We start from the raw sequence: 24,684 nt of genomic DNA, 5'->3' as shown, positions 1-24,684 counted from the left end.
GCGCCATCCGCGCAAGCCTGCGCGCCATACCGCATGACTTGAACGACGAGACGGAGAGGAACGGATGGATTTCAGTCACTCGCCGAAGGTGACGGCGCTGCGGGAGCGGCTGCTGGCTTTCGTGGACGAGCACATCGCGCCGAACGACCATCTGCACCACGCGCAGCAGGCCGCGATGACCGATCGCTGGCAGCCGGTGCCGATCACCGAGGCGCTGAAGCCCAAGGCCCGCGAGGCGGGGCTGTGGAACCTGTTCCTGCCGGAATCCGGCCATGGCGCCGGCCTCACCAACCTCGAATACGCGCCGCTGGCCGAGATCATGGGCCGCTACCCGTGGGCGAGCGAGGTGTTCAACTGCTCCGCGCCCGACACCGGCAACATGGAGACGCTGGAGCGCTACGGCACCGAGGAGCACAAGGAGCGCTGGCTGAAGCCGCTGCTGGCCGGCGAGATCCGCTCCTGCTTCGCCATGACGGAGCCGGACGTCGCCTCCTCGGACGCCACCAACATCCAGACCCGCATCGCGCGCGACGGCGACCACTACGTCATCAACGGGCGCAAGTGGTGGTCCTCCGGCGCGGGCGACCCGCGCTGCGCCATCTTCATCGTCATGGGCAAGACCGACCCGGACGCGGAGAAGCACAGGCAGCAGTCGATGATCCTGGTGCCGCGCGACACGCCGGGCGTCACCATCAAGCGCATGCTGCCCGTCTTCGGCTTCGACGACGCGCCGCACGGCCATGCCGAGATCCTGTTCGAGGACGTGCGCGTGCCGGTGGGCAACATCCTGCTGGGCGAGGGGCGCGGCTTCGAGATCGCGCAGGGGCGGCTCGGGCCGGGGCGCATCCACCACTGCATGCGCGCCATCGGGCTGGCCGAGCGGGCGCTGGAGATGATGTGCCGCCGCTCGCTGGAGCGCCGCCCCTTCGGCAAGCCGCTGGCCGACCAGGGCGTGATCATCGACCGCATCGCGCAGTCGCGCATCCTGATCGACCAGTGCCGCCTGCTGACGCTGCACGCGGCGTGGCGGATGGACACGGTGGGCAACAAGGTGGCGCGCACCGAGATCGCCGAGATCAAGGTGGCGGCGCCGGACATGGCCTGCCAGGTGATCGACTGGGCGATCCAGGCGCATGGCGCGGCCGGCGTCACGGAGGATTTCGAGCTCGCCTACATGTACAAGATCGCCCGCACGCTGCGCATCGTCGACGGACCTGACGAGGTGCACAAGTTCCAGCTCGGCCGCATGGAGCTGAACAAGTACCGCGCGCCGCGCAACGCCCGCCCGGGGGAATCCGTATGAGCACCACCACAGCGGACCGCTCGCTGTTCGACCTGTCGGGGCAGGTGGCGATCGTCACCGGCGCCTCGCGCGGCATCGGCCGCGCCATCGCCGAGCGCATGGCGCAGCAGGGGGCGAGGGTCGTCGTCTCCTCGCGCAAGCTCGATGCCTGCCAGGAGGTGGTGGACGGCATCGCCGCGCGCGGCGGCGAGGCCTTCGCCCATGCCTGCAACATCGGCCGCAAGCCGGAGCTGCAATCGCTGGTCGATGCCACCATGGCGCGCTGGGGCCGCGTCGACACGCTGGTCTGCAACGCGGCGGTGAACCCCTATTTCGGCCCGGCCATCGACATGCCGGACGAGGCGTTCGACAAGATCATGGGCTCCAACGTCCGCTCCAACCTGTGGCTGGCGCACATGGTGATGCCAGGGATGGCGGAGCGCGGCGGCGGCACGGTGATCGTCGTCTCCTCCATCGCCGGGCTGCGCGGCTCGCCGGTGCTGGGCGGCTACGCCATCTCCAAGGCGGCCGACATGCAGCTCGTGCGCAACATCGCGGTGGAATGGGGGCCGCGCAACGTGCGCGCCAACTGCATCGCCCCCGGCCTGGTGCGCACCGACTTCGCCCGCGCGCTGTGGGAGAACCCGGAGATCTACCGCAAGCGCACCAAGGACACGCCGCTCCGCCGCATCGGCGAGCCGGACGAGATCGCCGGCGCCGCGGTGTTCCTGGCCTCGGCCGCCGGCAGCTTCATGACCGGCCAGACCATCGTCATCGATGGCGGCATCGTCGCCGGCCCGCCGCTGTCCGAGGAGGACTGACGCCATGGCGGACGCCACCCTGGCGGGCGCCCCCGCTCTGGTGCCGGTGCTGGAGAACCACCGCTTCGACGAGGCGGCGCTGCGGCGCCACCTCGCGGGGAAGCTGCCGGGCTTCGAGGGCGAGGTCGCCATCCGCCAGTTCCAGGGCGGCCAGTCCAACCCCACCTTCCATGTGGCGACGGCGGCCGGCGACTATGTGCTGCGCAAGAAGCCGCCGGGCAAGCTGCTGCCCAGCGCGCACGCGGTGGAGCGCGAATACCGGGCGATGCAGGCACTACAGGGCAGCGGCGTGCCGGTGCCGGCCATGCGCTGGCTCTGCGAGGATGCCGGGGTGATCGGCACGCCCTTCTTCCTGATGGACCACGTCCCTGGCCGCATCTTCCCCGACCGGGTGATGCGCAGCGGCACGCCGGAGGAGCGTGCCGCCATCTACCAGGACCTGGCGCGGGTGCTGGCGGCGCTGCACGCGGTGGACTGGCGCGCCGCCGGCCTCGCCGATTTCGGCAAGCCGGAGCGCTACATGGCCCGCCAGGTGGAGCGCTGGACCCGCCAGTGGCACGCCGCCCAGGTGGAGGAGATGCCGGAGATGGAGAAGCTGGCCGAGTGGCTGCCGCGCCACCTGCCGGCGGATGAGGAGACCACCATCGCCCATGGCGACTACCGCCTGGGCAACGTCATCATCCACCCCACCGAGCCGCGCGTGGTGGCGGTGCTGGACTGGGAGCTGGCGACGCTCGGCCACCCGCTGGCCGATCTCGGCTATGCCTGCCTGACCTACCACATGGCCCCCGGCCCGACCGGCGCCACCGGCCTGCTGGGCGAGGATTTCTCGGCCACCGGCATCCCCGACCAGGACGCCTTCGTCGCCGAATACGCCCGCGCCGCCGGCCGGCCCGTGCCGCGCGACCTCGACGTCTTCATCATCTTCTCGATGTTCCGCCTCGCCTCCATCGTGGCGGGGGTGTGGAAGCGGGCGCTGGACGGCAACGCCGCCGATCCGCGCGCCATCGGCTACCGGGACCGCTACCGGAACATGGCGGAGGCCGCCTGGGCCATCGCGCGACGCATGGAGGGGCGTGGCGCCGGCTGAGGCGCCGCCACCCTTCTCGCGCCGCTCAGCCCGCCGGCCCCGGCCCGGCGGGCGGCAGGAAGCGGAAGGAGACGCGGTGCCGCCCCGTCCCGCCCGGCGGCAGCCAGCGCATCGAGGGCTTGGCGGACAGCTCGCCGGTGAAGCCTTCCGGGTCGCCATGCCCCGTCCAGGCTTCCAGGCACAGAAAGGGCGCGCCGGGTGGCGACCACAGGGCCAGGTGCGGGAAATCCTCCAGCCGGAGGAGGATGCCGCCGCGCGCGCCGTTGCGGAAGCACACCGCCCGGCTCCGCAGGCCGAGGAAGCAGACCGCCTCCCGCGCCAGCAGCGCGCGGCCGAGCGGCAGGCGCCGCCCGTCCAGCGGCACGGCCCGCCATTGCGCGGAGAACAGCCCGCCGGGCGCGATCTCGGGCACCTCCGGACGTTCCTCGCGGCCGAAGCGGAGGGAATGGCCTTCCGCGCCCGGCTCGTCCGGGTCCCAAAGGAAGCCGGGATGGAGGCCCACCGCATAGGGCAGCGGCCGCGCGCCCGGATTGTGGATCTCGAAGCGGGCGGAGAAGCCGCGCGGCCACAGCCGGTAGGTCAGGGTGAGGCGGAAGGGGAAGGGGAAGCGGGCCCGGCTTTCGCCGCTGTCGCGGAGCGTGAGGCTCGCCCCGTCCGGCCCGCGCGGGGCGGCCTCGAACAGGCTGTCGGCGGCGAAGCCATGGACATCCATCGGATAGGCGCGCCCCTCGTGGCGGATCTCCTTTCCCCGGCACCAGCCGACCACGGGGAACAGCACGGGAGAGCTCCTCGGCCACCAGGCGGGATCGGCGTTCCAGAGCAGCTCCTGGCCGCTCACGCGCCAGGAGCGCGGCTCGGCGCCGCGGCGGGCGAGGGCCAGCGTCGCGTCGCCGCTGCGCAGCAGAAGAAGGTTGTCGTCCATGGCGCGGCTCCCGGGCGGCGGGCCGCACTCATGGCACGGAACGCCGGACCATGGAATCCGCGTGGCCGGCGTCGCCCCTACTGGGCGTAGTCGGGCTCCTCGCGGTCGAGGATGCGGCGCCAGGCATCGAGGTGGAGCCGCGCGTCCAGCTTCTCGCCCCAGGCGCCGTGGTGGTTGCGGCGCAGCCGGTCGGGCAGGCGGTGCAGGGGCTGGCCGGTCTGCATCGCCGTCATCTGGTACATGGCGGTGCGCTCGGCGATGTAGCATTCGTCGAAGGCGTCGTGCACGGTGGGCCCGACCACGGTGACGCCATGCCCGCGCATCACCATGACCGTCTTGTCGCCCATCAGCCGGGCGATGCGGTCGCCCTCCTCGTTCTGATGGACCGGCTCGTCGCCCTCGCGGTCATAGACGATGCGGTCGTTGAGCAGCAGGTTGTTGTGGTGCGACAGCGCCAGCTCGGCATCCCGCAGCAGGGACAGGGCGGTGAGCCAGCGCGGATGCACATGCACCACGCAGGCGGCGGCGGGGTTCTGCAGGTGGATGCGCGCATGGATGTGGAAGGCGACCTTGCGCAGCTCGCCCCGGCCCTGCAGCACGCGCCCGTCGAGGTCGCAGATGATGAGGTCGCTCGCGCGCAGCTCCTGGAACAGGTGGCCGCGCGGATTGATCAGGAAGCGCGGCGCGCTGCCCGGCAGCATCAGGCTGTTGTGGTTGCCGATGTGCTCGTTCCAGCCGAGCCGGGCGGCGACGCGGAACACCGCCGCCATGTCCCGGCGCATCGCCCATTCCGCCTCTTCCTCGGCGCTGCGGCTGAGGCTCTGGATCGTCGTGGCCATGCAGATCTCCCCTGCGGGCGCGGGGCGCGCCCCTGGCGGAAACACCGTAAGCGCGGCGAGGATCGGCGCGGGGAGGCCGGATGGCAAGCGGCAATTGCGCCGCGCGACGCCCCGCTTCGCGAGATCGATGCGGGGCGCGGGAGATTCCCAAGGTGCGGGAGGCGGAACGGCGCGCGCGTTCCGGACCGGCGCGCAAGCGGGCAGGGCGACCAGCCCTTGTGCAACGCAGCGCGTTCAGCGGCGCGAATGACGCGCGCGATGGAAGCGAAGGGCCTGGATTCCGATTGACGCGCCGCGCCGCTCACCGGCAGCCTTGAAGCGCCATGCTCCGACGATCCCGTCCAGCCATCGCCGGCCAGAAGGCCAGCCAGCCACCGGGGGAATGACGATGAAGCGTGCCTTGACGACAGGATGCGCCGCGCCGGCGCTGCTCGCGGCCAGCCTTTCCATCCTCCCGGCCATCCTTCCGGCCGGCCCGGCCGCCGCGGCGCCCTTTGCCTGCCCGAGCAGGGGCGGCAACCTGGTCTTCGGCCAGGAGGCCAACGTCAACAGCCTGGACCAGATGACGTCCAGCACCATCTCGACGCGCAACATCGCGATGAACATCTATGAGTCGCTGGTGACGCGGGACGAGAACAACAAGCCGATCGCCGAGCTGGCCGAGAGCTTCGAGGAATCGGCCGACCGGCTCGCCTACACCTTCCGGTTGCGGCAGGGCATCTCCTTCCACAACGGCAAGCCGATGACCTCGGCCGATGTGGCGGCCTCCTTCGACCGCTACAAGCGCATCGGGTTGCAGCGCAGCACGCTCGACAACGTGGCGGGCTGGGAAACGCCGGACCCGGCCACCTTCGTCATCCGCATGTCCAAGGTGCAGCCGACCTTCATCGAGGCGCTGTCCTCCTTCAGCGTGCCGATCGTGATCATTCCCGCCGAGCACAAGGACGACGCGCCGCAGCAGCTCCGCCCCGTCGGCACCGGCCCGTTCCGGCTGGTGGAGTTCGTCCCCGGCAGCCATGCGCGGCTGGCGCGCTTCGACAACTACAGGCCCAACGCCGCCTTCGAGGAGGCGACGGGCTTCGGCGGCTACAAGCAGGCCTGCCTCGACACCGTGACCTTCCGCATCGTGACCGAGGCCTCGGCGCGCGTGGCGGGGCTGGAAACGGGCGAGCTGCAGGGTGTCGAGGACATCCCGACGCAATCCGTCGAGGCGATGCGGAAGAACCCCAACGTCACCGTGCTGCCGCTGAAGAACTGGTGGATCCAGATCGCGCTGCCCAACACCGCCCACGCGCCGACCAGCAACCTCAGGTTCCGGCAGGCCGTCCAGGCCGCGCTCGGGATGGAGGACATCATGGATGCGGCGACCGACAACAACTACACGCTGAACGTGGGCTTCCAGTACCCGAACCAGCCCAGCTACACCGACGCGGGCAAGGAGACCTACAACATCAACGACCCCGAGCGGGCGCAGAAGCTGCTCCGGGAGTCGGGCTACAAGGGCGAGCCCATCGTCATCCTCACCAACCGCGACTACGCGCCGATGTACAACGCGGCGCTGGTCATGCAGCAGCAGATGCAGGCCGTGGGCATCAAGGCCGAGCTGAAGGTGGTGGACTGGCCGACCTCCGTGCAGATGTCGCAGAAGGTCAACAGCACCGAGTGGCACTTCTTCCACAGCGGCTGGGGCACCCAGCCGGCGCTCGGCGCGCTCGCCACCATGCAGTTCCTGGCCGCGCCCGGCGCCAACTACCGCCCGCGCGACGACAAGCCCGACCCCGAGGTCGAGGCCGCGTGGTCCGACATGAACACCAAGCCCACCGAGGCGGAACGCAACGCGGCCTTCGCGCGGATGCAGAAGCTCGTGCTGGAGCGGGCCTATGCCTACCCCTTCGGCTCGCTCACCAAGGTGCAGGCGGTGCGCGCCAACGTGCAGAACTTCCGCCCCTTCCGCATCCCGCGCTTCAGCAATGTCTGGATCAAGCCATGAGGGGTGAGGCGGAAAGGGGCGGGCCGTGATCGGCGTCGCCCTCCGCCGCGTCGGCAGCGCGGTGCCGGTGCTGCTGCTGGTCAGCCTCATCACCTTCGGGATGATGCGGCTGATCCCCGGCGACCCCGCCGCCGCCATCGCCGGGCTTTCCGCCACGCAGCGCGAGATCGAGCAGATCCGCGCCGATCTCGGGCTGGACGAGCCCTTCCTCATGCAGCTCCTCCACTGGTATGGCGGGCTGCTGCAGGGCGATCTCGGCCGCTCGATCCTGATGGGCAAGGGCGTGGTGGCGGTCACCTTCGAGCGGCTGCCGGTGACGCTCGGGCTGTCCGCCTACGCGCTGGTGCTGACGCTGATCATCGGCCTGCTGGCCGGCATCGTCGCCGCGCTGCGGCAGAACACGGCGGTCGACCAGCTCGCCATGATGTTCGCCATGATCGGCATCTCGGTGCCGAACTTCTTCCTCGGCCTGCTGATGATCATCCTGTTCTCGGTGCGGCTCGGCTGGCTGCCCACGGGCGGCTACATCCCCTTCACCGAGGACCCGCTGGGCTGGCTGCGCAGCAGCACCATGCCCGCCATCTCGCTGGCCATGCTCCAGGCGGGGCTGCTGGCGCGCATCACCCGCTCCACCATGCTGGAGGTGATGCGGCAGGACTACATCCGCACCGCCCGCGCCAAGGGGCTGCCGGCGCGGCAGGTGGTGTTCAAGCACGCCCTCGCCAACGCGCTGATCCCGATCACCACCGTGGTCGGCATCATCATCAGCCTGCTGCTGTCCGGCGCGGTGGTGACGGAGGCGCTGTTCTCCATCCCCGGCATCGGCGGGCTGCTGACCCAGGCGGTGCTGAACCGCGACTACCCGCTGGTGCAGGGCGGGCTGCTGCTGGTCACGGCCTTCCTCGTGCTCGTCAACATCGGCATCGACATGCTGTATGCCTTCCTGGACCCCAGGGTGCGCTATGAGTGAGACGGGAGCCCTGAAGCTGGAGGCCGCGCTGGCGGAGCCGGAGGCCGAGCCGGGGCGGCGGCACCCGGGCTGGGCCACGCTGCGCCGGCTGTTCCGGCACCGCCTCTTCGTCACCGGGCTGGTGCTGTTCGGCATCATCGCCTTCATGGCGGCGGCGGCGCCCTGGATCACGGACGCCAACCCCAACCGCCTGTCCATGCGCAACAAGTTCCTCCCCCCCGGCGGCGACTGGGTGATGGGGACCGACAATTTCGGCCGCAGCCTGTGGTCGCGGGTGGTGTGGGGCGCGCGGCTTTCCGTGATCATCGGCATCTCGGTGGTGGCGCTGAACGCCGTGTTCGGCACGCTGATCGGCGCGGCGGCGGGCTATTTCCGCCGGCTCGACAACGTCCTGATGCGGGTCAACGACGCGCTGATGGCCTTTCCCGCCATCCTGCTCGCCATCGGCGTTACCGCCATGCTGGGGCCCTCCACCGCCAACGTCATCCTGGCGCTGGGCATCGTCTACATCCCGCGCACCGCCCGCATCGTCCGCGCCTCCGTCATCGTGCTGCGGGAGATGGAATACGTGCAGGCCGCCGTGGCGGCCGGCGCCGGGCACTGGCGCATCCTGCGCCACCACATCCTGCCCAACGCCATGGCGCCGATGATCGTGCAGCTTTCCTTCCTGTTCGCCTATGCGGTGCTGTCGGAGGCCACGCTCTCCTTCCTGGGCCTCGGCGCCGTGCCGCCGACGCCGACCTGGGGCAACATCATGGCCGAGGGGCGGGACTTCATGCGCGACGCGCCCTGGATCATCGCCATCCCCGGCGTGACGCTGATGATCACGGTGCTCGGCCTCAACATGCTGGGCGACGGCCTGCGCGACGTGCTCGACCCGAGGCTGAGGATCCAGCAATGAGCCTGCTCGACATCCGCGGCCTCACCACCGCCTTCCAGACGGAGCGCGGCGAGATCACCGCCGTCGAGGACATCAGCTTCAGCCTGGAGGAGGGCGAGATCCTCGGCATCGTGGGCGAGAGCGGCAGCGGCAAGAGCGTCACGGCGCTGACCGTGATGGGGCTGCTGCCCAGCCCGCCGGCGCGCATCGCTTCCGGCTCGGTGCGCTTCGCGGGGCAGGAGCTGGTCGGCCTGTCCGACCGGCAGATGCAGAGGATCCGCGGCCCCGGCATCGCCATGATCTTCCAGGAGCCGATGACCTCGCTGAACCCGGTCTTCCGCATCGGCGAGCAGATCATGGAGACGATCCGCGCGCATGAGCGCCTCTCCCCCCGCGCGCTGCGCGACCGGGCGGTGCGGATGCTGGAGAAGGTCGGCATCCCGTCCCCCGCGCGGCGGATGGACGACTACCCGCACCAGCTCTCGGGCGGCCAGCGCCAGCGCGTGATGATCGCCATGGCGCTGGCCTGCAACCCGCGCCTGCTGATCGCCGACGAGCCGACCACCGCGCTCGACGTCACCATCCAGGCGCAGATCCTCGACCTGCTGATGGACCTGCGCGACGAGTTCGGCATGGCCATCATGATCATCACCCACAACATGGGCGTCGTGGCCGAGACGGCGGACCGGGTGATGGTGATGTATGCCGGCCGCGTGGTGGAGCAGGCGCCGGTGGAGACCCTGTTCGACGCGCCGCTGCACCCCTACACGCGCGGGCTGCTCGACTGCGTGCCCTCCCTCTCGGCCGAGAAGCCGCGGCTGGTGGCCATCCCGGGCAGCCTGCCCGAGCCCTCCCGCCGCCCCTCGGGCTGCCGCTTCCGCCCCCGCTGCGGCCTGGCGGTGCCGGCCTGCGCCGCCGCCATCCCGCCGCTCGACCCGCAGGGGCCGGCGCACCACGTCGCCTGCATCCGCGCCACGGCCGAGGTGCCGGCATGACGCGGCCGCTGGTCGAGGCCGTGGCGCTCCGCAAGCACTTCACCCTGGGCGGCGGCGGGCTGTTCCGCCGGCCGGGCGAGACGCTGCGCGCGGTGGACGGCGTCGATCTCCGCATCATGCCCGGCGAGACGCTGGGGCTTGTGGGGGAATCCGGCTGCGGCAAGTCCACCCTCGGCCGGCTGCTGATCCGGCTGATCGAGCCCTCGGACGGGCAGGTGCTGTTCGACGGCACCGACATCACCGGCCTTTCCCCCGCCCGGCTGCGCGCCACGCGGCGCGCCATGCAGATCATCTTCCAGGACCCCTATGGCGCCCTCAACCCGCGCATGGCGGTGGAGGACATCGTCATGGAGCCCATGGTGATCCACGGCGCGCGCCCCGATGCCGCGTCGCGCCAGCGCGTGGCGGAGATGCTGGACCTCGTGGGGCTGCCGCGGCGGGCGGCGCTGCGCTTTCCGCACGAGTTCTCGGGCGGCCAGCGCCAGCGCATCGGCATCGCCCGCGCGCTGGTGCTGAAGCCGAGCTTCATCGTCTGCGACGAGGCGGTCTCGGCGCTCGACGTCTCGGTGCAGGCGCAGATCGTCAACCTGCTGCAGGACCTGCAGCGGGAGATGCGGCTGACCTACCTGTTCATCGCGCACGATCTCTCGGTGGTGCGCCACATCTCGGACCGCGTGGCGGTGATGTATCTCGGCCGGGTGGTGGAGATCGCGCCCAAGGCCGCGATCTACGACGCGCCGATGCACCCCTACACCCAGGCGCTGATCGCCGCCGTGCCGGCGCCGCACCCCGCCGGGCGCGCCGCCCGCCGTGCCGCGCGGCTGCGCGTGGAGGGGGAGATGCCGAGCGCGCTCAACCTGCCGCCGGGCTGCCGCTTCCACACGCGCTGCCCCTTCGCCATGGAGGTCTGCCGCAGCGTCCCGCCGCCGCTCCGCGAATACGCGCCCGGCCACATGACCGCCTGCCACCTGCACGACCCGCAGCACCGCCCCGCCACCCTGGAGGAAGCCGCCGCATGAGCCAGACCGCCCGAACCCGCATCCTCTGCGACGTCGATTTCGACAGGGATGGGGTGCAGACCGGCTATCTGCGGCTGTTCCATTCCTCTCACGCCTCGGCCTATGGCTTCCTGCCCATCCCGATCGTGGTGATCCGCAACGGGGCGGGACCGACAGCGCTGTTCGTTTCCGGCAACCATGGCGACGAGTATGAGGGGCAGGTGGCGGTCAGCAACCTCGCCCGCTCCCTCAAGCCCGAGCAGATCACGGGCCGCGTCATCCTGCTGCCCACCGCCAACTACCCGGCCGCCATGGCCGGCAACCGCGTCTCGCCGGTGGACAACCTCAACCTCAACCGCATCTTCCCCGGCGACCCCGATGGCAGCGTGACGCAGCAGATCGCCTGGTTCATCGCCGAGCAGCTCATCCCGCGCGCCGACTTCGTGTGCGACCTGCATTCGGGCGGCTCGTCGCTGCTCTACGCGCCCTGCGCGCTCACCAACCGCGCCGCGGACGACGCGCTGTACGGAAAGCAACTCGCGGCGCTGAAGGCGTTCGGCGCGCCGCTCGCCTATGTGCAGGGCCGCGCCCAGGGGCAGGGCGGCAACCAGACGCTGGGCGGCGTCGCCGAGCGGCTCGGCATCCCGAGCCTCGGCAGCGAGCTGGGCGGGGCGGGCGCCGTCTCGCGCGAGGGGCTGGCCATCGCCGAGCGGGGGGTGCGCAACCTGCTCGTCCATCTCGGCATCCTGCCCCCCGGCCGGCGCATCGACGCGCCCGAGACGCGCATCGTGGCCGTGGGCGGGCAGGAGCACTTCGTCTATGCCGAGGAGCCGGGGCTGTTCGAGCCGCTGGCGGATCTCGGGGAGGCGGTGCGCGCCGGCCAGCCCGCCGCCCTGCTCCACACCCCCGAGACGCCGTGGAAGCCGCCGCAGGAATACCGCTTCCCGATCGACGGGCTGGTGCTGTGCAAGCGCCACCCCGGCCGCAGCCTGCGCGGCGACTGCCTCTTCGTGCTCGGCAGCGCCATGCCGGGCTGAGGCCGGCCCTCAGCCGCCGAGGCGGGCGCTCACCTGCCGGATCATCTCCAGCAGGTGCGGCCCCGCCGCCTCCAGCCGCCCCTCCTCCGGCGCCTGGCCGATCAGGGAGCAGCTGAAGCTGAACACGCCCTGGCCGCGCGGGTCGGTCAGCGGCGCGCCCACCGCCGCGACATCAGGCCGCAGCTGGCCGATGACGATGCAGAAGCCCCGCTCCTCGAGCTGCCGGAACGAGCGGAGGATCGAGGCCTGCTGCGCCGGCCAGTCCGCGCCCGCCCACTGGCGCAGCCGCTCCATCGTCTCCGCCCGCCGGCGCCGCTCCATGGCGAAGAGGGCGGCATGGCCGAGCGCCGTGCGGGCGGTGGGCAGGCGCGCGCCCATCCCGCTCGCCACCACCACCTGGCCCGCCATCTGCGCCAGCTCGAAATGCAGCATCTCGTCGCCCACCGGCATGGCGAGATCGACGGGCAGGTCGATCGCCTCGCTCAGCGCGCGCATCAGCGGCGCCGCCACGCTGCGGATGTCGAGCTGCGCCAGGCGCGACAGGCCGAGCCGCAGCGCCGCCGGGCCGAGCTGCCAGCCGCCGCGTTCCAGCCGCTCCAGATAGCCCAGCGCCGCCAGGCTCAGCGCCAGGCGGGACAGGGTGGAGCGCGTCAGCCCGAGCCGCTCGGCCAGGGCCTGGCCCGAGAGCGGGCGCGGCGCGGCGGCCACCGCCTCCAGGATCTGGAAGCTCTTGCGCACGGCGGTCGGCACGCCATCGGGGTCATGGGTCGTCACGCGCCGAGGATAGCAGGCGGGGCGCGCCCGTAAATCCCGCATTGTGGGAGCGGCTCCCGCATATTGACATTGTTGCCGGCGCGTCCTGTCCTGTGCGCCCCGGGCTCGATCCGTGAAAGGACGCCATGACGGTTCCGCTCACCGGCTATCTCGACCGCGTCTCCGCCCGCCCCGGCGAAAGGCTGGCGGTGAAGGTCTCCACCACCCTGCCGGGCGGCTACGAGGCCGATCTGGTGCGGGTCATCTCGGGCGATCCGAACCCGGCGGGGCCGGGGATGATCCTGCGCCCCGTGCAGGCCGCCTTCGCGGGCCGCTATCCGGGCCGCTTCCAGCCCACGCATGTCGGCTCCTGCGCGCTGGTGGCGGCGATGGAGGGGGTGGCGCTGCCGCGGCGGCTGACCATCGGCCTGCGCGTGCAGCCCTGGCTGCTGGCGGACCGCCCCGCCGTGCTGATGGCGCGGGAGGATGAAGCCGGCCATGGCTGGCGGCTCTGCCTTTCCAGGGAGGGCCCGGTGTTCGAGGCGCGCGGGGCGGGGGGCGTGGTCCGCTGCGCCCTGGCCGCGCCGCCGCGGCTCCGCGGCTGGTACGCGCTGACGCTGGAGGCGGGGAATGGCACGCTGCGCCTGACGCAGGCGCCGCTGCGCGGCATTTGGGGCGCGGAGGGCGATGCCGGCAGCGCCGAGGCGCATGGCCCCGGCCTTGACGCCTTGCCCGCCGCGCCGCTCAGCATCGGCGCCGCCTGGGGCGGGGGCGCGGCGCGGTCGGTGTTCGATGGCCGCATCGAGGACCCGTTCATCGCCACGGGCGGCGCCACGCCGGCCGGATCGGCTGAGGGACCGGTGGAGGGGCCGGGCCTGCTGGCCTGGTGGGACTTCTCCATCGGCATCGACACGCAATCCGTCATCGACCGTGGCGCGCGCGGGCTGCACGGCAGGCTGGTGAACCTGCCCACGCGCGCCGTGCGCGGCTCCCGCTGGGATGGCAGCGCGATGAGCTGGACCCAGGCGCCGCGCCACTACGCCGCCATCCACTTCCACGCCGACGACCTCGCCGATTGCGGCTGGGAAACGGACTTCCACGTGGAGATCCCGGCGGATCTCCCGAGCGGCGCCTATGGCGTGCGGCTGCGCGCCGCGGGCGCGGAGGGCGGCGCCGGGCAGGAGGACATCATCCCGTTCTATGTGCTGCCGCCGCGCGGCACGGCCACGGCGCGCGTGGCCTTCCTCGCCTCCACCTTCACCTACCAGGCCTATGCCAACCATTCGCGCGGCAATGCCGATGAGGCCTACCGCGCCCGCCGCGCCGAATGGGGCGCCTATCCGCACAACCCGCAGGACCATGCGGACTACGCCCATTCCACCTACAACCGGCACCCGGACAACAGCGGCGTCTCGCTCTCCTCCCGGCTGCGCCCCATCCTGACCTGGCGGCCGGGCTTCCTCACCTTCAACGACGCGCGCGGCTCGGGCCTGCGCCACTACCCGGCCGACACCCACCTGATCGCCTGGGCCGACGCGCTCGGCATCGGGATGGACATCATCACCGACGAGGATCTCGACAATGAGGGGGTGGAGCTGCTGCGCCCCTACAAGGTGGTGCTGACCGGCTCCCACCCCGAATACCACACCATCGGCACGCTGGACGCGCTGCGGGACTATGTCGGCACGGGCGGGCGGCTCTGCTATCTCGGCGGCAACGGCTTCTACTGGCGCGTGGCGCGGCGGCCGGACCTGCCGCACGTCATCGAGGTGCGGCGCGCCGAGGGCGGCATCCGCGCCTGGGCGGCCGATGCGGGCGAATACTACCAGCAGCTCGACGGCGGCTATGGCGGCCTTTGGCGCCGCAACGGGCGGCCGCCGCAGATGCTGGCCGGCGTCGGCTTCTCCAGCCAGGGCCTGTTCGAGGGCTCGCATTACCGCCGCCTGCCGGCCTCGCGCGAGCCGGGGCTGGCCTGGATCTTCGAGGGCATCGAGGAGGAGGTCATCGGCGATTTCGGCCTTTCGGGCGGCGGTGCCGCCGGCTTCGAGCTGGACCGCGCCGACCCCGCCCAGGGCTCGCCGCCCAACCTGCGCATCCTGGCGCGCTCGGAAGGGCACCAGGCGCATTTCGTGGCGGTGCCGGAGGAGCTGCTTTCCCACGTCAACACCGTGACGGGCGAGAAGCCCGCCGCGCTGGTCCGCGCGGAGATCGTCTATTTCGAGACGGCGCAGGGCGGCGCGGTGTTCTCCACCGGCTCCATCACCTTCTGCGGCAGCCTGCCGCACAACAACTTCGACAATTCCGTCTCGCGCCTGCTGCGCAACGTCGTCACCCGCTTCGCATCGGAGAGCCTGTCATGAGCCGCATCCTGCACCGCAGCCTGCGCAAGGACCCGCTGCTGGCCGTCTCGGGCCAGGGGCTGATGGTGCGGGGCGCGGAAGGGCCGCCGGTGATCGACGCCTCGGGCGGCGCCGCCGTCGCCTGCATCGGCCATGGCGACGAGCGGGTGGTGCGGGCCATCACCGAGCAGGCGCGGCAGATCGCCTATGCGCACACCGTCTTCTTCACCTGCGAGGCGGCCGAGGAGCTGGCCGAGCTGCTGGTGGGCGAAAGCCCGGGCGGCCTCACTCACGCCTATTTCGTCTCCTCCGGCTCGGAGGCGATGGAGGCGGCGCTGAAGCTGGCGCGGCAATACTTCCTGGAGATCGGCCAGCCGCGGCGGGACCGCTTCATCGCGCGGCGGCAGAGCTACCACGGCAACACGCTGGGCGCGCTCGGCCTCGGCGGCAACATGGCCCGCCGCGAGCCCTATGAGCCGATCCTGGCCGGCTGCTTCAGCCATGTCTCGCCCTGCTTCGCCTATCGCTTCCAGGGGGAGGGGGAGAGCGACGCCGACTACGTCGCGCGCCTCGCCGCCGAGCTGGAGGCCGAGTTCCAGCGCCTCGGGCCGGACAGGGTGGCCGCCTTCGTGGCCGAGCCCATCGTCGGCGCCACCACGGGCTGCGTCACTGCCCTGCCGGGCTATTTCCCGGCCATGCGGGAGGTGTGCGACCGGCACGGCGCGCTGCTGATCCTCGACGAGGTGATGTGCGGCATGGGCCGCTCCGGCACGCTGCACGCCTGGGAGCAGGAAGGCGTGACGCCCGACATCCAGACCATCGCCAAGGGGCTGGGCGGCGGCTACCAGCCGATCGGCGCCATCCTGGCGCAGGGCAGGATCGTGCGGGCCCTGGCGGAAGGCTCGGGCGCGTTCAAGCACGGCCATACCTACCAGGCGCATCCCGTGGCCTGCGCGGCGGCGTTGGCCGTGCAGCGCATCATCCGCGAGGACGACCTGCTGGCCAATGTGCGGGCCATGGGGGGGCGGCTGGAGGCGGGGCTGCATGAGCGCTTCGGCAACCACGCGCATGTGGGCGACATCCGCGGGCGCGGCCTGTTCTGGGCGCTCGAATTCGTCGAGGACCGCGCCAGCCGCCGCAGCTTCGATCCCGCGCGCAAGGTGAACGAGGCGGTGAAGGACGCCGCCATGGCGGCGGGGGTGATGATCTACCCGATGGGCGGCACCATCGACGGCCGCGTGGGCGACCATGTGATCATCGCGCCGCCCTACATCGCGGGGCCGGAGGACATCGACCGCATCGTGGAGCGGCTGGGCGAGGCGGTGGACCGGGCGCTGGCCTGAGGCCGCGCCCGAACCGCCACGCCGCCACGCCGTCAGCCCGTGGCGCGGGCCGCCCGCTCATGCTCGCGCAGGATGCGCAGCGCCACCTCGGCGGCGCTGCGGACATGGTCGCGGCAGGCCTGCCAGGCGCCCGCCGCGTCCCGCGCCTCGATCGCCTCCACCACGCGGCGCAGCTCGGCCACGGTGCCGCTCAGCCGCCCGGGATCGGACAGGGAGGTGGCGCGGAGCTGGGCGTTGCGGTTGATGATGGTCTCGAACATGCGGGCCACCAGCGGATTGCGGCAGCCGCGCATCAGCACCTCGTAGAATTCCCGCTTCAGGGCGAGCAGCGCCGCCTGGTCGGCGCCCCGCGGCGGCAGGGCGGCCAGCGCCTCGAGGACGCGGCGCAGCTCGGCCCGCTCGCCCGCCGAGGCGCGCTGCGCGAAGCCCTCGCCCGCCAGCGCCTCCAGCACGCCGCGCACCTCGTAGACCTGTTCCGCCTCGGCGGGCGAGAGGAAGCTGACGAAGGGGCCGCGATTGGGATAGGTGGTGACCAGCCCCTCCGCCTCGAGCAGCCGCACCGCCTCGCGCACCACGCTGCGGCTGGCGCCGAACAGCTCGCAGAGCAGGCGGTCGGGCAGGTGCTGGCCGGGCGCGAAGCGGCCGGTCATGATGGCGTCGCGCAGGCCCTCCTCGACCTGCTTGCGCATCGGCCGGGGCACCACGCGCAGGGCCATGTCCTTGGTCATCGGCGGTCCGTCGCCCCCTCCGGTTGCGGTCCGGCCCCCATCCTAGCCCGGCGGGCCGCCCGACCGGAAGATTGACGGACAAACCGTGCGGCGCGCTCAGCGGACCAGCACGACCAGTTCGGAATAGGGCGGCAGCAGGGGATCGGCCGTGTAGAGCCGCGCCGGCTCGGCCATGGCCTGGGCGATCAGCAGATGATCGAACGGGTCGCGGTGGTGCCGCGGCAGGCCCGCCACCAGCATGGCGGCGGCGGCGCGCACGGGCAGCTCGACAAAGCCGGTGTCGAGCGCCGCGCGGAAGACCTGCCCCGGGTCGAAGGCGAAGTCCGGCCGGCCGAGCCGCGCCTTGATGGCGATCTCCCACAGGCTCGCGGCGCTGAACAGCACCTCGTTCTCCGGCTCCTCCAGCACGGCCCGGATGTCCGGTCCCAGCCGTTCGGGCGTGGCCAGGGCCCAGAGCAGCACATGCGTGTCCAGCAGCAGCCGCATCAGCGCCCCTCGAAGCCGGCGAGGACCTCCTCCGGCAGCGGCGCGTCGAAATCCCCGGGAACGCTCACCTGGCCCGCCAGCCGCCCGAGGCGCCGGCGCGGGCGGACAGCCCTGTCCTCCAGCGGCACCAGCCGGGCAACCGGCCGCCCGGCGCGCGCGATGAGGATTTCCTCCCCCCCCGCCGCGGCATCGACCAGCCGGGAAAGATGCGTCTTGGCGGCGTGGATGTTGACCGTCGGCATGGCGGGTCCTCCTCGGTGTTGGATAGGACAAGGAGGCGGCCTTAGTCCAGTCTGGTCGCATCGGCGGGAAGGGCGCGCAGCAGCGGCAGCCCCTCCAGCCCCGGCTCCGCGTCGCCCGCGAAGCGGAGCTCCTCCAGCAGGAAGGCCGTGGCGTCGCGGATCTCCGCCTCCAGCTCGCGCGCCGCGGCGGCGCCCTGGCCCCGGCGAAGGGCGGCGAGGATCTGGGCGTGGCGGTGGGCGCTTTCCGCCGGCCGGCCCATCAGCACCCAGCGCGCTTCCCAGAACAGCGGGCCGCGCCGCAGCCACAGCCCCTCGATCATGCCCAGCAGCAGCGGCGCATCGGCCTCGCGGTAGAGGGTGAAGAGGAACTCGCGGTCCACCCGCAGGAAGTCTTCGGGCCGGCCGCTGGCGCGCACCGCCGCGTGCTCCCCCAGCAGCCGCTCCAGCCTGGCCAGCGTGGCGCCGCCCAGCCGGGGCGCTGCGAGGCGCAGGGCGAGCGGCTCCAGCGCCGCGCGCACCTCCCCCAGCTCCACGAAGGCCGCCCGGCTCAGCCGGGGCACGATGGCGGTGCCGGACGGGGTGAGGTCCAGCGCCTGCTCCGCCGCCAGCCGGCGCAGCGCCGCGCGCACCGGCATCGGGCTGGTGCCGAGCGAGGCCGCGACGCGCCGCAGGGACAGCTTGTCGCCCGGCGCGAAGGTGCCCTCGACCAGCGCCTGCCGAAGCCGGCGATAGGCCTGCTCCTCCAGGGGCGGCGATGCGGCATCCGGTATTGGCAGGCTCATTGAGATTCCTATTGCTGGCATTTCGTGATCACAATAGCATTCCTGTTGAGATGGCGTTGGCACCGATCCAGCCCGTCACACCCTGTTTAGCGTGCGCGGGACCGAAAGGCAGTCAGGGGCTGCCGGGGCCGCGCCGCGCAGCTGGAGAGACCCGCATGAGCTCGGCCACCACCTTGCGCCGCAACAGCGACCTCGGCACCGCGCTGGAGGAGGCGCGCGCGGCCTATGCCGCCGCCAGGCCCCGCAGCGCCGACCTGCACCGGCGGGCCACGGAGGTGATGCCCGGCGGCAACACGCGCTCCGTGCTTGCCTACGCGCCGTTCCCCGCCGCCATGCAGCGCGGCGAGGACTGCCGGCTGTGGGACATCGACGGCCATGCCTATCTCGACCTTTGCGGCGAATACACGGCGGGGCTGTTCGGCCATTCCGAGCCGCGCATCCACAAGGTGCTGCACGCCACGCTGGAGGGCGGCATCAACCTCGCCGCGGTGGGGCAGGGGGAGGAGCGGCTGGCGCGCCTGCTCTGCGGCCGTTTCCCCTCGCTGGAGCGGCTGCGCTTCACAAACAGCGGCACCGAGGCCAACCTGATGGCGCTGACGGCGGCGCGCGGCTTCACCGGGCGCAACACCATCATGGTGATGCAGGGCGGCTACCATGGCGGCGTGCTGACCTTCCCGCTGGCAGGCCCGAGCCCGGCCACCCTGCCGCTGCCCTTCCTGCCCACCCCCTACAACGACAGCGCCGAGGCCACGCGCCTCGCCCGCGCCCACGCGCAGGACCTCGCGGCGATCATCGTCGAGCCCATGCTGGGCGGCGGCGGCTGCATCCCGGCCACCAAAACGTTCCTCGCCACGCTGCGCGCCCTGGCCGACGAGACCGGCGCCGTGCTGATCTTCGACGAGGTGATGACCTCGCGCATGTCGGGCGGCGGGCTGCAGGCGCGGCTCGGCATCACGCCGGACATGACCTGCCTCGGCAAGTATATCGGCGGCGGCATGAGCTTCGGCGCCTTCGGCGGCCGGGCGGACATCATGGCGCAGTTCGAGAGCAAGGTCCCGCATGCCGGCACCTTCAACAACAACGTGCTGACCATGGCCGCCGGTTCCGTCGCGATGGGCGAGATCTTCACCGCCGAGGCGGCCGAGGCGCTGTATGCGCGCGGCGAGGCGCTGCGCGCGCGGCTGAACGCGGTGGGCGAGGCGGCGGGGCTGCCGCTGGGCTTCACCGGCCTCGGCTCGATGATGACGGTGCATTTCCGCCGCCCCCTGCCGGACCGGCCCTATGCCGCGACAGCCGGGGAGGAGGGCCTGCGCGAGCTGTTCTTCTTCGACATGATGGCGGCCGGCCTCTACCTGGCGCGGCGCGGCATGGTGGCGCTGAGCCTGCCGGTGGGCGAGGCGGATCTGGACCGCTTCGTTTCCGCCGTGGGCGAGTTCGCCGAATCCCGCGCCGAGCTGCTGCGCGCCGGCGGGGTCGGCTCCTGATGCGGAGGTGGGTGCTGGGGGCGCTGGCCGGCTGATGATGCGCTGGCCCTGGCAATAGCCGCCTCCGGCGATGGCCGCCCGCGCGGCGGCTCCCGGAACGAACGAGCTTGCACGAACAAGGCCGCAAAGGCCGGAACGACAGGAAAACGCCGTCCGACATGCCGGGGAACGCCGGGCGCATGGCGGCCGTGTTGGGAACTCCAGGAGAGCAAGGATGCATCGTCGTCAATTCATCGGGGCCGCCGCCGGCATCGCCGCCGCCGGGCTGGCCCGGCCATCCCTCGCGGCGGGCTCCGCCGCGCGCGTGCTGCGCTTCGTGCCGCAGGCCAACCTGACGGCGCTGGACCCGCTCTGGACCACCGCAGCCGTCACCACCAACCATGGCTACAACGTCTTCGACACGCTCTACGGCCTGGACGACGCGCTGCGCGTGCGGCCGCAGATGGCCGAGGGCCACACCGTCTCGCAGGACGGCCTGACCTGGGAGGTGCGGCTGCGCGAGGGCCTGCGCTGGCACGATGGCGAGCGCGTGCTGGCGCGGGACTGCGCCGCCAGCCTGGAGCGCTGGACGCGGCGCGACCCCTTCGGCCAGTTCCTCGCCGCGCGCGTGGCGGAATGGGGCGTGGCGGATGACCGCACGCTCCGCATCCGCCTGCACCGGCCCTTCCCGCTGATGCTGGAGGCGCTCGGCAAGAGCGCCGCCGTCATCCCCTTCATGATGCCCGAGCGCCTGGCGCGCACCGATCCGTTCAAGCAGGTGCCGGAGATGGTGGGCTCCGGCCCCTACCGCTTCCTGCCCGACGAATATGTTTCCGGCAGCCGCGTCGCCTATGCGCGCTTCGAGGGCTACGTGCCGCGCCAGGAGGCGCCGCAGCGCACCAGCGGCGGCAAGGTGGCGCATTTCGACCGCATCGAGTGGCATGTGATGCCCGATGCGGCGACCGCCGCCGGCGCGTTGCAGGCCGGCGAGATCGACTGGTGGGACCAGGTGCATCCGGATCTCGCGCCGCTCCTGCAGCGGAACCGCCGCGTGAAGGTCGCCGTCAACGACCCGATGGGCTATATCGGGACGCTGCGCTTCAACTGCCTGCACGCGCCCTTCGACAAGCCGGCCATCCGCCACGCCATCCTCCACACCACCGAGCAGGAGGACTATCTGCGCGCGGTGACGGCGAACGACCCGGAGCTGTTCCGCCGCTGCCCCTCCATGTGGCCCTGCGGCACGCCCTACGGCACCGACGCCGGCTCCGAGCCGCTGCAAGGCCCGCGCGACCTCGACCGCGTCAAGGCGATGCTGCGCGAGGCGGGCTACAAGGGCGAGCGCGTCGTCATCCTCAATCCTTCCGACATGCCGAGCATGGCGCCCTTCGGGCTGGTGACGGCCGACCTGCTGCGCCGCCTCGGCATGAATGTGGAGCTGGTGGAAACCGACTGGGGCTCGGTGGTGCAGCGCCGCGCCAGCCGCGCGCCGGTGGAGCAGGGGGGGTGGAGCATCTTCCACACCTGGTGGCCCGCGCTCTCCATCTACACCCCGGCGATCAACCCGGTGCTGCGCGGCCAGGGGGACAAGGGCTGGTTCGGCTGGTACGAGAACGCCGCCGTGGAGCGGATGGCGGAGGAATGGCTCAACGCGCCGGACGACGCCACCCGCGCCGCCGTCGCCGAGCGCATCCAGCGCGCCTCCTTCGAGCAGGCGCCGATCATTCCGCTGGGCCAGTTCTTCATGCGGACCGCCTACCGCACCGACCTGAGCGGCTTCCTGACCGGCACCGCGCCCTATGCGTGGAACGTCCGGCGTGGCTGAGGCGGCGCGGAACCCATCGAGCAAGGAGAGACAGGACGACATGGCGAGGCTGACGCGCGACGAGATGCGGGGCAAGGCGCAGACGGTGCTGGGTCTGATCGACCCGGCCGGGCTGGGCTCGACCCTGATGCACGAGCACCTGATCTGGAACATCACGCCGCCGCCCGCGCGCGGCGAGCCGCTGAAGGAGCTGGACCTCGGCCAGTGGTGGGACCTGCAGACCCGCACGGTCAAGGACTACCGCAACTCGACGCAGCTCGATGTCGGCGTGGCCACGCGCGCGGCGGCCGAGGTGGTGCAGCATGGCGGCCGCACCATCGTCGAGCTGACCATCGGCGGGCTGATGCCCGATCCCGAGGGGCTGGCCCAGGCCGCGCGCGACAGCGGCGCCCATATCGTGATGGGCTGCGGCCACTACGTCCATGACTACCAGGACCCGGCCAACGAGCACCGGAGCGTGGACGAGCTGGCGCGGGAGATGGCGGACCAGATCCAGCTCGGCGCCTGGGGCACGGATGTGCGCGCCGGGCTGCTCGGCGAGATCGGCTGCCAGTGGCCCTGGACCGACCTCGAGAAGAAGATGCTGCACGCCGCCTGCCTGGCGCAGCAGGAAACCGGCGCGGCGCTGACCATCCATCCCGCCCGGCACCAGGACCACCCGTGGATGCTGGTGGAGTTCCTGCGCGAGCACGGCGCGGATCTGTCGCTCACCATCATCGACCACATCGACCGCACCATCTTCGACGACGACCGGCTGTTCCGCCTGGCCGATGCCGGCGTCATCCTGGAATGGGACCTGTTCGGGCAGGAAAGCTGCTACTACCAGCCCAACCCGGACATCGACCTGCCCAACGATGCCGGGCGGCTGCGCGACATCCGCAAGGTGATCGACCGCGGGCATGGCGACCAGGTCGTCATCAGCCACGACATCTGCCACATCGTGCAGATGACCGAGTTCGGCGGCCATGGCTACGCGCATATCTACAAGAAGGTCATCCCGCTGATGCGCCGGCGCGGCTTCAGCGAGGCGGAGATCGACGCCATCATGGTGGGCACCCCGCGGCGGCTGCTGACCTTCGTCTGAGGCGGCCGCGGGAAGGGCCCCGTCCTTCCCGTGCCCTGGCGCGCCGGCTCTGGGAAGTCCGGCGCGCCAGGGTGGGTGCCGCCCCTGGCCGGCCAGGATAATTTCCATAAGATCAATTATCGGCTTTCTGCGGGCGGGCGAAGGGTCCGGCCGGCAGGCCCGGTCCCTCCCTCGTCCTCAGGCCGCCAGGGCCATGCCGTCCCGCTGCGGGTCGGCGCCGCCCTCGATCCGCCCGTCCGGCAGCACCCGCAGGCCGTGCGGCGCGCCGAAGGCGTGGCTCTGGTAGGAGCGCGCCACGGGGTAGCCCATCCCCTCCAGCGCCCGCGCGATGCCCTGGGGGATGCGGTTGGCGATGTCGATGGTGTCGCTCAGCGCCACGATGCGCGGCGCCGCCACGGCCTCGGCCATGCTCATGCCGAAGTCGATCACGTTCATCAGGGCCTGGGCGATGGCCGGCACGATGTAGGTGCCGCCCGGCGCGCCGATGACGATGCGGGGCCGTTCCCCCTCGAACACGATGGTGGGCGCCATGGCGCTGCCCCGGCTCTTGCCCGGCGCGATGGAGGCGGCGCGCCCGGGGCGCGGGTCGAAGCCGCTCATGCAGCCATTGTACATGAAGCCGAGCCCCGGCGTGATGACGCCCGACGGGATGCCCAGCGTATGCGTCAGCGACACGGCGTTGCCCTCGCCGTCGATGACGCAGGCCACCGTGGTGTCCGGCGGGTCCTTGGGCCCCGGCTCCCCGGCGCGCGGCACCCGCGCCACCTCGCCCGCCCGGATGCGCGCCGCCAGCTCCGCCGCGTATCCGCCCGAGAGCAGGCGGTCGAGCGGCACTTCGACGAAGTCCGGGTCGCCCATGTGGCGGTCCTTGTCGATGGTCATCCACTTCATCGCCTCGGCCAGGATGCGCAGGTGCTCCGGGCCGTTATGCGGCAGGGCCGCGAGGTCGAAATGCTCCAGGACGTGCAGCAGCTCGATCAGCGAGCCACCCCCCGCCGGCGGCGGGTTGGAGGCGACGCGCAGCCCGCGGTAGCGCCCCCAGACCGGCGCCTTTTCCCGCACCCGGTAGGCGGCGAGGTCCTCCGCCGTGACGAGGCCGCCATTCGCCGCCATGTCGGCCGCCATCTCGCGCGCGATGTCGCCCGTGTAGAAGGCCTCCGCGCCGCCCTCGGCGATGCGCTCCAGAGTGCGCGCCATGTCCGGGTTGCGGAGCATGTCGCCGGGCCGCCTCATGCGGCCATCGGCGTGGAAATAGACCCGCCGGCCGGTTTCGCTGAAGCGCAGCTTGTCGGCCGTGTTCACCTGCCCGTCGCCGCCATGGTCGAGCGCCCAGTAGTAGTGCATGTAGGGCCGCACCATGACGCCGCGATGCGCCTGGGCGATGGCGGGCGCCATGACGTCGCGCAGGGCCATGGTGCCGAAGCGCGCCAGCGCCGTGGTGTAGCCCGCCACATTGCCCGGCGTGCCGACCGAGCCGTAGCCGATGTCGTTGCGCCGGTCGTCGAGCAGGAAGACGAAGCCGTCGCGCGACTGGCCGATGAAGCGGTCCGCCCACATCTCCTCCGTCGCCGCCAGGGGCGCGCGGGCGAAGAATTCCAGCACCGTGTGCACGCCGCGCGAGGGCAGGCAGAGCTGCATGGCGCCGAAGCCGCCGATGCCGCACATCTGCGGGTCCACCACGCCCTGGGCGAAGGCGCAGGCGATGGCGGCATCCACCGCGTTGCCGCCCTGGCGCAGGATCTCCACCCCCGCCTCGGCGGCCTCCGGCTGGGCCGCCACCACCATTCCGCGCATCGCATCCTCCTGCTCGCTGCG

At 72.0% G+C, this 24,684-nt stretch carries 22 protein-coding genes; 14 read left to right on the top strand and 8 right to left on the bottom strand.

From position 1 onward, the window contains the following. The first annotated feature begins 64 nt into the window (after positions 1–64). Genes CR162_RS08105 through CR162_RS08095 form a run of 3 tightly spaced genes read left to right on the top strand, consistent with a single transcriptional unit; the run spans position 65 to position 3,193 of the window. Positions 65–1,303 carry an acyl-CoA dehydrogenase family protein gene (locus tag CR162_RS08105; RefSeq protein WP_099095037.1) on the top strand — a complete coding sequence of 413 codons (1,239 nt, stop codon included), beginning with the start codon at positions 65–67 and terminating at the stop codon, positions 1,301–1,303. Then, positions 1,300–2,103 carry an SDR family NAD(P)-dependent oxidoreductase gene (locus CR162_RS08100; protein ID WP_099095036.1) on the top strand — a complete coding sequence of 268 codons (804 nt, stop codon included), beginning with the start codon at positions 1,300–1,302 and terminating at the stop codon, positions 2,101–2,103. Before CR162_RS08105 ends, CR162_RS08100 begins: the two co-directional genes overlap by 4 nt. A gap of 4 nt (positions 2,104–2,107) precedes the next feature. Further along, complete coding sequence (locus CR162_RS08095) at positions 2,108–3,193, top strand: phosphotransferase family protein (RefSeq protein ID WP_099095035.1); 1,086 nt, start codon at positions 2,108–2,110, stop codon at positions 3,191–3,193. A gap of 25 nt (positions 3,194–3,218) precedes the next feature. On the opposite strand, the gene CR162_RS08090 is transcribed toward CR162_RS08095, so the two are convergent. Together CR162_RS08090 and CR162_RS08085 are read right to left on the bottom strand one after the other, a co-directional pair. Beyond that, complete coding sequence (locus CR162_RS08090; protein ID WP_099095034.1) at positions 3,219–4,115, bottom strand: aldose 1-epimerase family protein; 897 nt, start codon at positions 4,113–4,115, stop codon at positions 3,219–3,221. A 77-nt stretch (positions 4,116–4,192) separates the two neighbouring features. After that, positions 4,193–4,954, bottom strand: a complete 762-nt coding sequence (locus tag CR162_RS08085) for a class II aldolase/adducin family protein (protein ID WP_099095033.1) — start codon at positions 4,952–4,954, stop codon at positions 4,193–4,195. 400 nt (positions 4,955–5,354) lie between these two features. Between CR162_RS08085 and CR162_RS08080 the strand changes: the two genes are divergently transcribed. Genes CR162_RS08080 through CR162_RS08055 form a run of 6 tightly spaced genes read left to right on the top strand, consistent with a single transcriptional unit; the run spans position 5,355 to position 11,824 of the window. After that, positions 5,355–6,944: an ABC transporter substrate-binding protein gene (locus tag CR162_RS08080; protein WP_141563106.1), complete on the top strand. Its 1,590-nt coding sequence runs from the start codon at positions 5,355–5,357 to the stop codon at positions 6,942–6,944. 25 nt (positions 6,945–6,969) lie between these two features. Then, positions 6,970–7,914, top strand: a complete 945-nt coding sequence (locus tag CR162_RS08075; protein WP_245870201.1) for an ABC transporter permease — start codon at positions 6,970–6,972, stop codon at positions 7,912–7,914. After that, on the top strand, positions 7,907–8,815 hold the full coding sequence (locus CR162_RS08070) for an ABC transporter permease (RefSeq protein WP_099095031.1): 909 nt from the start codon (positions 7,907–7,909) through the stop codon (positions 8,813–8,815). The genes CR162_RS08075 and CR162_RS08070 overlap by 8 nt, the downstream gene beginning before the upstream one ends. Further along, positions 8,812–9,789 (top strand): ABC transporter ATP-binding protein, encoded by a 978-nt coding sequence (locus tag CR162_RS08065; protein WP_099095030.1) that lies wholly within the window; start codon positions 8,812–8,814, stop codon positions 9,787–9,789. The genes CR162_RS08070 and CR162_RS08065 overlap by 4 nt, the downstream gene beginning before the upstream one ends. Continuing rightward, positions 9,786–10,808 (top strand): ABC transporter ATP-binding protein, encoded by a 1,023-nt coding sequence (locus CR162_RS08060; protein WP_099095029.1) that lies wholly within the window; start codon positions 9,786–9,788, stop codon positions 10,806–10,808. Before CR162_RS08065 ends, CR162_RS08060 begins: the two co-directional genes overlap by 4 nt. Continuing rightward, positions 10,805–11,824, top strand: coding sequence for a succinylglutamate desuccinylase/aspartoacylase family protein (locus CR162_RS08055; protein ID WP_099095028.1), 1,020 nt, complete (start codon positions 10,805–10,807; stop codon positions 11,822–11,824). Before CR162_RS08060 ends, CR162_RS08055 begins: the two co-directional genes overlap by 4 nt. 9 nt (positions 11,825–11,833) lie before the next feature. Here CR162_RS08055 and CR162_RS08050 read toward each other — a convergent pair whose 3' ends face one another. After that, a complete protein-coding gene (locus CR162_RS08050) occupies positions 11,834–12,598 on the bottom strand; it encodes an IclR family transcriptional regulator (RefSeq protein ID WP_176559767.1) in 765 nt (254 codons plus the stop codon). 125 nt (positions 12,599–12,723) lie between these two features. Here CR162_RS08050 and CR162_RS08045 point away from each other — a divergent pair, with 125 nt between their 5' ends. Both CR162_RS08045 and CR162_RS08040 read left to right on the top strand, forming a co-directional pair. Beyond that, the gene (locus tag CR162_RS08045; RefSeq protein WP_099095026.1) at positions 12,724–14,937 is read left to right on the top strand and encodes a N,N-dimethylformamidase beta subunit family domain-containing protein; all 2,214 of its coding nucleotides are present in this window, start codon (positions 12,724–12,726) and stop codon (positions 14,935–14,937) included. Next, on the top strand, positions 14,934–16,259 hold the full coding sequence (locus CR162_RS08040) for an aspartate aminotransferase family protein (RefSeq protein WP_099095025.1): 1,326 nt from the start codon (positions 14,934–14,936) through the stop codon (positions 16,257–16,259). Before CR162_RS08045 ends, CR162_RS08040 begins: the two co-directional genes overlap by 4 nt. 32 nt (positions 16,260–16,291) lie before the next feature. On the opposite strand, the gene CR162_RS08035 is transcribed toward CR162_RS08040, so the two are convergent. The 4 genes from CR162_RS08035 to CR162_RS08020 all read right to left on the bottom strand — a co-directional run bounded on the left by CR162_RS08035 (position 16,292) and on the right by CR162_RS08020 (position 18,497). After that, positions 16,292–16,987, bottom strand: a complete 696-nt coding sequence (locus CR162_RS08035; protein WP_099095024.1) for a GntR family transcriptional regulator — start codon at positions 16,985–16,987, stop codon at positions 16,292–16,294. A gap of 96 nt (positions 16,988–17,083) precedes the next feature. Continuing rightward, positions 17,084–17,473, bottom strand: coding sequence for a type II toxin-antitoxin system VapC family toxin (locus CR162_RS08030; RefSeq protein WP_099095023.1), 390 nt, complete (start codon positions 17,471–17,473; stop codon positions 17,084–17,086). Further along, positions 17,473–17,715 carry a type II toxin-antitoxin system Phd/YefM family antitoxin gene (locus CR162_RS08025; protein ID WP_099095022.1) on the bottom strand — a complete coding sequence of 81 codons (243 nt, stop codon included), beginning with the start codon at positions 17,713–17,715 and terminating at the stop codon, positions 17,473–17,475. Before CR162_RS08025 ends, CR162_RS08030 begins: the two co-directional genes overlap by 1 nt. Before the next feature lie 41 nt (positions 17,716–17,756). Next, the gene (locus CR162_RS08020) at positions 17,757–18,497 is read right to left on the bottom strand and encodes a GntR family transcriptional regulator (protein ID WP_099095021.1); all 741 of its coding nucleotides are present in this window, start codon (positions 18,495–18,497) and stop codon (positions 17,757–17,759) included. A 155-nt stretch (positions 18,498–18,652) separates the two neighbouring features. Here CR162_RS08020 and CR162_RS08015 point away from each other — a divergent pair, with 155 nt between their 5' ends. From CR162_RS08015 to CR162_RS08005, 3 genes are all read left to right on the top strand, one after another. Beyond that, positions 18,653–19,981, top strand: coding sequence for an aspartate aminotransferase family protein (locus CR162_RS08015; protein WP_099095020.1), 1,329 nt, complete (start codon positions 18,653–18,655; stop codon positions 19,979–19,981). Positions 19,982–20,195: 214 nt separating this feature from the next. Continuing rightward, positions 20,196–21,785, top strand: coding sequence for an ABC transporter substrate-binding protein (locus CR162_RS08010; RefSeq protein WP_099095019.1), 1,590 nt, complete (start codon positions 20,196–20,198; stop codon positions 21,783–21,785). Positions 21,786–21,825: 40 nt separating this feature from the next. Beyond that, positions 21,826–22,869 (top strand): phosphotriesterase family protein, encoded by a 1,044-nt coding sequence (locus CR162_RS08005; RefSeq protein WP_099095018.1) that lies wholly within the window; start codon positions 21,826–21,828, stop codon positions 22,867–22,869. A gap of 177 nt (positions 22,870–23,046) precedes the next feature. On the opposite strand, the gene ggt is transcribed toward CR162_RS08005, so the two are convergent. After that, a complete protein-coding gene (gene ggt, locus CR162_RS08000; protein ID WP_099095017.1) occupies positions 23,047–24,663 on the bottom strand; it encodes a gamma-glutamyltransferase in 1,617 nt (538 codons plus the stop codon). Positions 24,664–24,684: the final 21 nt, after the last annotated feature.

The sequence above is a fragment of the Teichococcus rhizosphaerae genome (assembly GCF_002631185.1).
GTDB lineage: Bacteria > Pseudomonadota > Alphaproteobacteria > Acetobacterales > Acetobacteraceae > Pseudoroseomonas > Pseudoroseomonas rhizosphaerae.
The sequence above is the reverse complement of the archived record's forward strand: the minus strand, read 5'-3'. Positions and strand labels throughout refer to the sequence as shown.

Excerpts from the sequence above, each read along its gene's own strand:
- CR162_RS08105 (WP_099095037.1), top strand. The coding sequence starts at position 65 with ATGGATTTCAGTCACTCGCCGAAGGTGACGGCGCTGCGGGAGCGGCTG.
- CR162_RS08100 (WP_099095036.1), top strand. The coding sequence starts at position 1,300 with ATGAGCACCACCACAGCGGACCGCTCGCTGTTCGACCTGTCGGGGCAG.
- CR162_RS08095 (WP_099095035.1), top strand. The coding sequence starts at position 2,108 with ATGGCGGACGCCACCCTGGCGGGCGCCCCCGCTCTGGTGCCGGTGCTG.
- CR162_RS08090 (WP_099095034.1), bottom strand. The coding sequence starts at position 4,115 with ATGGACGACAACCTTCTTCTGCTGCGCAGCGGCGACGCGACGCTGGCC.
- CR162_RS08085 (WP_099095033.1), bottom strand. The coding sequence starts at position 4,954 with ATGGCCACGACGATCCAGAGCCTCAGCCGCAGCGCCGAGGAAGAGGCG.
- CR162_RS08070 (WP_099095031.1), top strand. The coding sequence starts at position 7,907 with ATGAGTGAGACGGGAGCCCTGAAGCTGGAGGCCGCGCTGGCGGAGCCG.
- CR162_RS08065 (WP_099095030.1), top strand. The coding sequence starts at position 8,812 with ATGAGCCTGCTCGACATCCGCGGCCTCACCACCGCCTTCCAGACGGAG.
- CR162_RS08060 (WP_099095029.1), top strand. The coding sequence starts at position 9,786 with ATGACGCGGCCGCTGGTCGAGGCCGTGGCGCTCCGCAAGCACTTCACC.
- CR162_RS08055 (WP_099095028.1), top strand. The coding sequence starts at position 10,805 with ATGAGCCAGACCGCCCGAACCCGCATCCTCTGCGACGTCGATTTCGAC.
- CR162_RS08045 (WP_099095026.1), top strand. The coding sequence starts at position 12,724 with ATGACGGTTCCGCTCACCGGCTATCTCGACCGCGTCTCCGCCCGCCCC.
- CR162_RS08040 (WP_099095025.1), top strand. The coding sequence starts at position 14,934 with ATGAGCCGCATCCTGCACCGCAGCCTGCGCAAGGACCCGCTGCTGGCC.
- CR162_RS08035 (WP_099095024.1), bottom strand. The coding sequence starts at position 16,987 with ATGACCAAGGACATGGCCCTGCGCGTGGTGCCCCGGCCGATGCGCAAG.
- CR162_RS08030 (WP_099095023.1), bottom strand. The coding sequence starts at position 17,473 with ATGCGGCTGCTGCTGGACACGCATGTGCTGCTCTGGGCCCTGGCCACG.
- CR162_RS08025 (WP_099095022.1), bottom strand. The coding sequence starts at position 17,715 with ATGCCGACGGTCAACATCCACGCCGCCAAGACGCATCTTTCCCGGCTG.
- CR162_RS08020 (WP_099095021.1), bottom strand. The coding sequence starts at position 18,497 with ATGAGCCTGCCAATACCGGATGCCGCATCGCCGCCCCTGGAGGAGCAG.
- CR162_RS08015 (WP_099095020.1), top strand. The coding sequence starts at position 18,653 with ATGAGCTCGGCCACCACCTTGCGCCGCAACAGCGACCTCGGCACCGCG.
- CR162_RS08010 (WP_099095019.1), top strand. The coding sequence starts at position 20,196 with ATGCATCGTCGTCAATTCATCGGGGCCGCCGCCGGCATCGCCGCCGCC.
- CR162_RS08005 (WP_099095018.1), top strand. The coding sequence starts at position 21,826 with ATGGCGAGGCTGACGCGCGACGAGATGCGGGGCAAGGCGCAGACGGTG.
- ggt (WP_099095017.1), bottom strand. The coding sequence starts at position 24,663 with ATGCGCGGAATGGTGGTGGCGGCCCAGCCGGAGGCCGCCGAGGCGGGG.